Genomic DNA, 6466 nt, shown 5'->3' with positions numbered 1-6466 from the left:
TCGGACGACGCGGACGGCACCGGCTGGGCCGAGGGCGCCGGGATGCTGCTGGTGGAGCGGCTGTCCGACGCGCGGGCGAACGGGCACCCGGTGCTGGCGGTCGTACGCGGCTCGGCGGTCAACCAGGACGGCGCCTCCAACGGGCTGACCGCGCCCAACGGCCCCTCCCAGCAGCGGGTCATCTGGAGCGCCCTCGCCTCCGCCGGGCTCGCCCCGGGTGAGGTGGACGCCGTCGAGGCGCACGGCACCGGTACGGCCCTCGGCGACCCGATCGAGGCGCAGGCGCTGCTGGCCACCTACGGCGCCCAGCGGGAACACCCCCTGTGGCTCGGTTCCGCCAAGTCCAACCTGGGGCACACCCAGGCCGCCGCCGGGGTCGTCGGCGTCATCAAGACGGTGCTCGCGCTGCAACACGGCGTGCTGCCCCGCACCCTGCACGCCGAGCGGCCGTCCTCGCACGTCGACTGGTCGGCGGGGAACGTACGGCTGCTGACCGAGGCGCGTGACTGGCCGCGTACGGAGTCGGGCGTGGGCCCGGACACGACCGCGGCCGGGGACGCTGAGGGCGCCGACGGTGCGAACGGTTCGGAAGCCGCCGCGGCACCGACCGTACGGCCGCGCCGGGCCGCCGTGTCGGCGTTCGGCGTCAGCGGCACGAACGCGCACACCATCCTGGAGCAGGCCCCAACCGAGCCCGCACCGGAGCCGGCGGGCGAGGCCGCCCAGGACGGCGCCGACGGCCCGGTGCGGGCTGGGACACCCGTGCTTCCCCTGGTGCCGTGGACCGTGTCGGCCGTGTCCACCGGGGACGATGCCGCGCTGCGGGCGCAGGCGACCCGGCTGTTGGCTCACCTCGAAGCCCGGCCGGAGCTGGACGTACGTGACCTGGCCTGGTCGTTGGCGAGCACCCGTACCGCGCTGCCGCGACGCGCGATGCTGTGGGGCGCCGACCGGGCGGAGCTGATGACGCGGCTGTCCGCGCTGGCGGCCGGCGAGCAGCACCCGGACCTGGCACGCGGCACGGAGCGGGCGGAGGGCAGGACGGCCTTCCTCTTCGCGGGTCAGGGTGCGCAGCGGTTGGGGATGGGGCGGGAGTTGTACGCCGCGTTCCCGGTGTTCGCGGATGCCTTCGACGAGGTGTGCGCCGGATTCGCGAAGGCGCTCGAACAGCCGTTGCGGGATGTGGTGTTCGGGGAGGACGTGGAGGCCCAGGGTGGCCTGAACGAGACGGGGGTGACGCAGCCGGCGTTGTTCGCGTTCGAGGTGGCGCTTTTCCGGTTGGTGGAGTCGTGGGGTGTGCGGCCGGATGTGCTGTTGGGGCATTCGATCGGGGAGCTGACGGCGGCGTATGTGGCGGGTGTGTGGTCCCTGCCGCACGCGTGTGCGCTGGTGGCGGCGCGGGGGCGGTTGATGCAGGCGTTGCCGCGTGACGGTGCGATGGTGGCGATCGAGGCCTCGGAGGCCGAGGTCGCTTCGTTGCTGGCGGGCCGCGCGGATGAGGTGAGTCTGGCGGCGGTCAACGGTCCGCGGTCGGTGGTGGTCTCCGGTGTGGAGGCCGCGGTCACCGAGATCGCGGAGCATCTCCGTGGTGAGGGTGCGCGTACGCGTCGGTTGTCGGTCTCGCACGCGTTCCATTCGCCGTTGATGGAGCCGATGCTGGCGGACTTCCGCCGGGTGGCCGAGCGGGTGACCTATGAGCGTCCGTCGCTGCCGGTGGTCTCCAACGTCACCGGTGAGCTGGCGACCGTCGAGGAGCTGACCGACCCGGAGTACTGGGTGCGGCACGTGCGGGAGGCGGTGCGCTTCGCCGACGGCGTGCGCGGGCTGACCGAGCACGAGGTGGCGCGCTTCGTGGAGATCGGCCCGGACGGCACCCTCACCGCCATGGCACAGTCCTGCCTGGACCCGACCGCCGACCACGGCACGGCCACGGAACCCGACGCCGGCGCGGCGGCCCCCGCCTTCGTCCCACTGCTGCGCGGCGAACGCCCCGAGGCGCACAGCCTGTTGACCGCCGTCGGCCAACTGCACCTCGACGGTCTCGCGCCCGACTGGCGGGCCCTGCTGCCCGGCGCTCGTACGGTCGCGCTGCCGACGTACGCCTTCCAACGCAGCCGCTACTGGCTGCCCGGCAGCGGCACCTCGGCACCGGAACTAGCCGAGGGCGCGCGGGACCTGCTCGACGAGCGCTTCTGGGACTGGATCGAGCGCGAGGACATCACCGCGCTCACCGACGAGTTGGGGATCGACCAGGACACATCCTGGCGCGAGACCTTTCCCGCGCTGTCCGCCTGGCGCCGCCGACAGCAGGACCGTACGGCGACCGAGAGCCGGCGCTACCGCACGACCTGGAAGCCGTTGTCCGGACTGTCGGGGGAACGGGTACGGCTGACCGGTCGCTGGCTGCTCGTACTGCCGGCGGACTCGGCCGCCGAGGACACCGGCTGGCACGAGACGCTCACCCACGGCCTGGCCGCGCACGGCGCCACCCTGGAGCGACTGGAGGTCGCTCCGGACATCGAACGGGACGCGCTCGCGGAACTGCTGCACCGAACCGTGCGCGGCGAGTCGGATGCCGGCGAGTCGGACACCGCCGGTCCCGACACCACCGGCCCGGACGCCACCGCGGGGCAGCCCGTCGTGGGCGTGCTGTCCCTGCTCGCCCTGGCCGAGGGCGGCGCTGACCAGGTGCCGGCCGGCGTACCGGCCACCAGCACCCTCGTACAGGCGCTCGGGGACGCCCAGCTGACCGCCCCGCTGTGGGCCCTGACCAACGGCGCCGTCAGCACCGGCCGTTCCGACGCCGCGCCGGATCCGGCGCAGGCCGCCGTGTGGGGCCTGGGCAGGGTCGCGGCGCTGGAACACCCGGACCGCTGGGGTGGGCTGGTCGACCTGCCGGCGCGACTCGACCGCCGTACGCTCGTCCGGCTCGCCGCCGTGCTCGCCGGCGCGGGCGAGGACCAGGTCGCCGTACGGGGCTCCGGCGTGTACGGGCGGCGGCTGGCGCGACACGCCGCGACGACGGGTCGCGGCACGGTTCCAGCGAGCGGCGAGCACGCCGGCTGGACCCCCGCCGGTACCGTGCTGATCACCGGCGGTACCGGCGCGCTCGGCGCCCAGGTAGCCCGCTGGGCGGCCGAACACGGCGCCGATCACCTGCTGTTGACCAGCCGACGCGGCCCGGACGCCCCGGGCGCGGCCGAGCTGACCGCCGAACTGCGCGCGGCCGGCGCCGAGGTCACCGTGGCGCCCTGCGACATCGCGGACCGGGACGCCCTCGGCGCGCTGCTCGCCGAGCACCCGGTCGACGCCGTCATCCACACCGCCGGCGCCCTCGACGACGGCGTGCTCGACGCCCTCACCCCGGACCGCTTCGCCGCCGTCTTCCGGGCCAAGGCAGCCGCCCTCCTGCTGGACGAGCTGACCCGGGACCGGGAGCTGTCGGCCTTCGTGCTGTTCTCCTCGTACGCCGGCACGGTCGGCTCCGCGGGTCAGGCCAACTACGCCGCCGCCAACGCCCTGTTGGACGCCGTCGCGGAACGCCGTGCCGTCGAGGGCCTGCCCGCCACCTCGCTGGCCTGGGGCCCCTGGGAGGGCGAGGGCATGGCTGGTGACGGCCGGCTCGCCGAGCGCCAGCAGCGCGGCGGGGTACGCCCCCTCGCACCGCACACGGCCCTGGCCGCGCTGCGGGTGGCGGCCGTCGCGCCGGAGCCCACGGGGCTGATCGCCGACATCGACTGGCCGCGCTTCGGCCCGGCCTTCTCCGCGGCCCGGCCCAGTCCGCTGCTGGGCGAGGTGTGCGTCCCGTCCGCCGGCACGGACGGTGGTGCCGGCCAGTCCGCTGGCACCGATCGCCGACCGGACTCCGCCTCGCTGCGCGGCCGGCTCGCCGGCCGGACGGAGGAGGACCAGCAGCGCGAACTGCTGGAGGTCGTACGCGAGCGGGCCGCCGCCGTTCTCGGCTATCCGGACGCCGCCTCCGTCGCGACCGACCGGGCTTTCCGGGACCTCGGTGTCGACTCGCTGATCGCGGTGGAACTGCGGAACGCCCTCGGCGCCGACACCGGTATACCGCTGCCGGCCACCGTCGTCTTCGACCACCCCACGCCGCTGGCGCTCGGCCGCTTCCTGCACGCCGAACTCCTGGGCAGCAGCGCCGACATCGGCGCTGCTCCGGGGGGCCCGGCGCCGGCGCGCGCGGAGGTGGACCAGGACCCGATCGTGATCGTCGGCATGAGCTGCCGCTTCCCGGGAGACGTGCGTACGCCCGAGGACCTGTGGCGACTGCTCAGCGCGGGCGAGGACGGCATGGCCGCCTTCCCGGTGGACCGCGGCTGGGACCTGGAGTCGCTGTACGACCCCAGCGGCCGGCGCGAGGGGACCAGTGTCACCGAGGTCGGCGGCTTCCTGCGGGACGTTGACAGCTTCGACGCGGGCTTCTTCGGGGTGTCGCCGCGTGAGGCGCTGGCGATGGACCCGCAGCAGCGGCTGTTGCTGGAGACCTCCTGGGAGGCCGTGGAGCGCGCCGGCATCGCGCCGAGCAGCCTGCGCGGCAGCCGTACGGGCGTGTTCGTCGGCACCAACGGGCAGGACTATCCGAACCTGCTCGCCGCCGCCACCGAGGACTTCGCCGGCTACATCGGCACCGGCAACTCCGCGAGCGTGGCCTCCGGGCGGATCGCGTACACGCTGGGCCTGGAGGGTCCGGCGGTGACGGTGGACACGGCGTGCTCGTCCTCGCTGGTGGCGCTGCACTGGGCGGTGGGAGCCCTGCGGTCGGGGGAGTGTGACCTGGCGCTGGCGGGCGGCGTGACGGTGATGTCCACGCCGGGCGCGTTCATCGAGTTCAGCCGGCAGGGCGGGTTGGCGGCGGACGGGCGGTGCAAGGCGTTCGCGGACGACGCGGACGGCACCGGCTGGTCCGAGGGTGTGGGTGTCCTCGCGGTCGAGCGGTTGTCGGACGCGCGGCGTGGCGGGCATCCGGTGTTGGCGGTGGTGAGTGGTTCGGCGGTGAACCAGGATGGTGCGTCGAATGGTCTGACGGCGCCGAACGGTCCGTCGCAGCAGCGGGTGATTCGGGAGGCGTTGGCGCAGGGTGGGCTTGTGCCGGGTGATGTGGATGTGGTGGAGGCGCATGGGACGGGGACGTCGCTGGGTGATCCGATCGAGGCGCAGGCGTTGTTGGCGACGTATGGCGCGGGTCGGGGTGTGGAGTCGCCGTTGTGGTTGGGGTCGGTGAAGTCGAATCTGGGGCATACGCAGGCGGCCGCGGGTGTGGCTGGGGTTATCAAGATGGTGTTGGCGTTGCGGTATGGGGTGTTGCCGGCGACGTTGCATGTGGGTGAGGCGTCCTCGCGGGTGGATTGGTCGGCTGGTGGGGTGCGGTTGTTGACCGAGGCGCGGGAGTGGCCGGCTGTCTTGGGTGGGGACGGCGAGGGTGGGCGGGTGCGTCGGGCGGGTGTGTCCTCGTTCGGCCTCAGCGGCACCAACGCGCACGTCATCCTGGCGGAGCCGCCGATGCCGGACTCCCGGGACGACGTGCGCCCCGACGAGCGGGACGCGCGCGAGACCGCGCCGGATGGCCGGGCGACGCGTACCGTGCCGCTGGCCCTCTCCGGCCGTACCCCGGAGGCGCTGCGTGCGGTCGCCGCCGGCCTCCGGGACCACCTGGGCGCGGCGACGGACGTGGCGCCGGCCATGGTCGGACACGCGTTGGCGANTGACCGAGGCGCGGGAGTGGCCGGCTGTCTTGGGTGGGGACGGCGAGGGTGGGCGGGTGCGTCGGGCGGGTGTGTCCTCGTTCGGCCTCAGCGGCACCAACGCGCACGTCATCCTGGCGGAGCCGCCGATGCCGGACTCCCGGGACGACGTGCGCCCCGACGAGCGGGACGCGCGCGAGACCGCGCCGGATGGCCGGGCGACGCGTACCGTGCCGCTGGCCCTCTCCGGCCGTACCCCGGAGGCGCTGCGTGCGGTCGCCGCCGGCCTCCGGGACCACCTGGGCGCGGCGACGGACGTGGCGCCGGCCATGGTCGGACACGCGTTGGCGACGCGGCGTTCGCGGTTTGAGCATCGTGCGGTGGTGGTGGGTGGTTCGCGGGATGAGTTGGTGGCGGGTTTGGGGTTGGTGGCTGAGGGGCGTGGTGGTGTGGGTGTGGTGTCGGGTTCGGTGGTGGATGGGCGGGTTGGTTTTGTGTTCGCGGGTCAGGGTGCGCAGCGGTGGGGGATGGGGCGGGAGTTGTATGCCGCGTTCCCGGTGTTCGCGGATGCCTTTGATGAGGTGTGCGCGCGGTTGGATGGGGAGTTGGACCGTCCGTTGCGTGATGTGGTGTTCGGGGAGGACGTGGAGGCTGGGGACGGTCTGGGTGAGACGGGGGTGACGCAGCCGGCGTTGTTCGCGTTCGAGGTGGCGTTGTTCCGGTTGGTGGAGTCGTGGGGTGTGCGGCCGGATGTGTTGTTGGGGCAT

The 6466-nt window shown here is 74.0% G+C and carries 1 protein-coding gene and 2 pseudogenes; all 3 read left to right on the top strand.

Annotated features, from left to right (window positions below; all coding sequences use genetic code 11):
- Positions 1 to 5670, top strand: a pseudogene (locus AN216_RS30530) (SDR family NAD(P)-dependent oxidoreductase); the annotation flags it as partial.
- Positions 5579 to 6058: pseudogene (locus tag AN216_RS31340) on the top strand (ketoacyl-synthetase C-terminal extension domain-containing protein); the annotation flags it as partial. The pseudogenes AN216_RS30530 and AN216_RS31340, both read left to right, overlap by 92 nt.
- 24 nt (positions 6059 to 6082) lie before the next feature.
- A partial coding sequence (locus AN216_RS29485) for an acyltransferase domain-containing protein (protein ID WP_170843225.1) occupies positions 6083 to 6466 on the top strand: 384 nt, incomplete at its 3' end.

Source organism: Streptomyces oceani (genome assembly GCF_001751245.1).
GTDB lineage: Bacteria > Actinomycetota > Actinomycetes > Streptomycetales > Streptomycetaceae > Streptomyces > Streptomyces oceani.
Note: the sequence above shows the minus strand (reverse complement) of the source record. Positions and strands in the feature narration are given on the sequence as shown.